At 52.9% G+C, this 3,365-nt stretch carries 1 protein-coding gene and 2 rRNA genes; all 3 read left to right on the top strand.

What is annotated here, in order from left to right; translation table 11 throughout:
- A partial coding sequence (locus CF68_RS38890; protein WP_235205991.1) for a hypothetical protein occupies positions 1-200 on the top strand: 200 nt, incomplete at its 5' end.
- A gap of 36 nt (positions 201-236) precedes the next feature.
- Positions 237-3,117: ribosomal RNA gene (locus CF68_RS34640) — 23S ribosomal RNA — on the top strand.
- A gap of 126 nt (positions 3,118-3,243) precedes the next feature.
- Positions 3,244-3,356 (top strand): 5S ribosomal RNA (rrf, locus tag CF68_RS34645).
- Positions 3,357-3,365: the final 9 nt, after the last annotated feature.

Here is a 3,365-nt window from a genome sequence, read left to right on the forward strand (position 1 = left end):
GTTTCCATTTGGCATTGCCAAGCGATCGAATGATCGGCTGTTCTTTAAAAATATGGGATGTAGTAAAGGTGTCGCGAAGCGTTGATGAGACGCTGCAGTACAAAACGCGATACCGGGTTGTGATTGTATCAACCAAAATGTATTTAAGTGATCGAAAGATGACTTGGAATACGGCACAAATGCGAGAACTCATCCTGTAGCGACGGTTTCGAGCAATCGAGACACACTCGTTATAGGGTCAAGCGAACAAGTGCATGTGGTGGATGCCTTGGCGATCACAGGCGATGAAGGACGCGGTAGCCTGCGAAAAGCTTCGGGGAGCTGGCAAACAAGCTTTGATCCGGAGATGTCCGAATGGGGAAACCCGGCCCGTATGGGTCATCCCTGACTGAATACATAGGTCAGGGAAGCGAACGCGGCGAACTGAAACATCTAAGTAGCTGCAGGAACAGAAATCAACCGAGATTCCCAAAGTAGTGGCGAACGAAATGGGAAGAGCCTTGTACTCTTTAGCAGCATTGTTAGCAGAACGGGATGGAAAGCCCGGCCATAGCAGGTGATAGCCCTGTATGCGAAAACAGCGTTGTGGAACTAGGTGTACGACAAGTAGGGCGGGACACGTGAAATCCTGTCTGAAGATGGGGGGACCATCCTCCAAGGCTAAATACTCGTGATCGACCGATAGTGAACCAGTACCGTGAGGGAAAGGCGAAAAGAACCCCGGGAGGGGAGTGAAATAGATCCTGAAACCGCATGCATACAAACAGTCGGAGCCTGGAAACGGGTGACGGCGTACCTTTTGTATAATGGGTCAGCGACTTACATTCAGTGGCAAGCTTAACCGATTAGGGAAGGCGTAGCGAAAGCGAGTCCGAACAGGGCGTTGAGTCGCTGGGTGTAGACCCGAAACCAGATGATCTATCCATGGCCAGGTTGAAGGTGCGGTAACACGTACTGGAGGACCGAACCCACTAACGTTGAAAAGTTAGGGGATGAGCTGTGGATAGGGGTGAAAGGCTAAACAAATCTGGAAATAGCTGGTTCTCTCCGAAAACTATTTAGGTAGTGCCTCGTGTGTCACCTTCGGGGGTAGAGCACTGTCATGGTTGGGGGGTCTATTGCTGATTACCCCGCCATAGCAAACTCCGAATACCGAAGAGTGCAATCACGGGAGACAGACATCGGGTGCTAACGTCCGGTGTCAAGAGGGAAACAACCCAGACCGCCAGCTAAGGTCCCCAAGATTGGCTAAGTGGGAAACGAAGTGGGAAGGCTAAAACAGTCAGGAGGTTGGCTTAGAAGCAGCCACCCTTTAAAGAAAGCGTAATAGCTCACTGATCGAGTCGTCCTGCGCGGAAGATGTAACGGGGCTAAGCCAGTCACCGAAGCTGCGGACGCACAGTAATGTGCGTGGTAGGAGAGCGTTCTGTAAGCCTGTGAAGGTGTCTTGTAAAGGATGCTGGAGGTATCAGAAGTGCGAATGCTGACATGAGTAGCGATAAAGGGGGTGAAAGGCCCCCTCGCCGTAAGCCCAAGGTTTCCTACGCAACGTTCATCGGCGTAGGGTGAGTCGGCCCCTAAGGCGAGGCAGAGATGCGTAGCTGATGGGAAGCAGGTTAATATTCCTGCACCGTCGTATGATGCGATGGGGGGACGGATCGCGGAAGGTTGTCCGGGTGTTGGAAGTCCCGGTCCCTGTATTGGAGAAGGCGCTCAGGCAAATCCGGGCGCGGAATTCAAGGATATGGGGCGAGCGGCCTAGTGCTGCGAAGCAATTGGAAGTGGTTCCAAGAAAAGCCTCTAAGCTTCAGTCATACGAGACCGTACCGCAAACCGACACAGGTGGGCGAGATGAGTATTCTAAGGCGCTTGAGAGAACTCGGGAGAAGGAACTCGGCAAATTGGTACCGTAACTTCGGGATAAGGTACGCCCTGGTAGCTTGACTGGCCTGCGCCAGAAGGGTGAAGGGGTTGCAATAAAATGGTGGCTGCGACTGTTTAATAAAAACACAGCACTCTGCAAACACGAAAGTGGACGTATAGGGTGTGACGCCTGCCCGGTGCCGGAAGATTAAATGATGGGGTGCAAGCTCTTGATTGAAGTCCCGGTAAACGGCGGCCGTAACTATAACGGTCCTAAGGTAGCGAAATTCCTTGTCGGGTAAGTTCCGACCTGCACGAATGGCGTAACGATGGCCACACTGTCTCCTCCCGAGACTCAGCGAAGTTGAAGTGTTTGTGATGATGCAATCTCCCCGCGGCTAGACGGAAAGACCCCATGAACCTTTACTGTAGCTTTGCATTGGACTTTGAACCGATCTGTGTAGGATAGGTGGGAGGCTTTGAAGCGTGGACGCTAGTTCACGTGGAGCCGTCCTTGAAATACCACCCTGGTTTGTTTGAGGTTCTAACCTTGACCCGTGAATCCGGGTCGGGGACAGTGCATGGTAGGCAGTTTGACTGGGGCGGTCTCCTCCCAAAGTGTAACGGAGGAGTTCGAAGGTACGCTTGGTACGGTCGGACATCGTACCTAAAGTGCAATGGCAAAAGCGTGCTTAACTGCGAGACCGACAAGTCGAGCAGGTGCGAAAGCAGGACATAGTGATCCGGTGGTTCTGAATGGAAGGGCCATCGCTCAACGGATAAAAGGTACTCTGGGGATAACAGGCTGATACCGCCCAAGAGTTCATATCGACGGCGGTGTTTGGCACCTCGATGTCGGCTCATCTCATCCTGGGGCTGTAGCCGGTCCCAAGGGTATGGCTGTTCGCCATTTAAAGAGGTACGTGAGCTGGGTTTAAAACGTCGTGAGACAGTTTGGTCCCTATCTGCCGTGGGCGTTGGAATCTTGACGGGGGCTGCTCCTAGTACGAGAGGACCGGAGTGGACGTACCGCTGGTGTACCTGTTGTCTCGCCAGAGGCATCGCAGGGTAGCTATGTACGGAAGAGATAACCGCTGAAAGCATCTAAGCGGGAAACTCGCCTGAAGATGAGGATTCCCTGGAGGCTTGACCTCCTTGAAGGGTCGTTCGAGACCAGGACGTTGATAGGCTGGGTGTGGAAGCGCAGTAATGCGTTAAGCTAACCAGTACTAATTGCCCGTAAGGCTTGATCCTATAACCAGTGTGTTTTGCCTGGTGTGTGATCGCGACTGTGCCGAAACAGTTGACACAAGACGCACAACCCCAACTACATCCCTATTCGCAGCGTTGACCTCAACCTCAGCGCTGCAACCCCTTATGCCTGGTGACCATAGCGAGCTGGAACCACCCCTTCCCATCCCGAACAGGTCCGTGAAACAGCTCCGCGCCGATGATAGTGCGGATACCCGTGTGAAAGTAGGTCATCGCCAGGCTCTTATACC

The sequence above is a fragment of the Cupriavidus sp. SK-4 genome (genome assembly GCF_000611125.1).
In the GTDB taxonomy this organism is placed as follows: Bacteria; Pseudomonadota; Gammaproteobacteria; order Burkholderiales; family Burkholderiaceae; genus Cupriavidus; species Cupriavidus necator.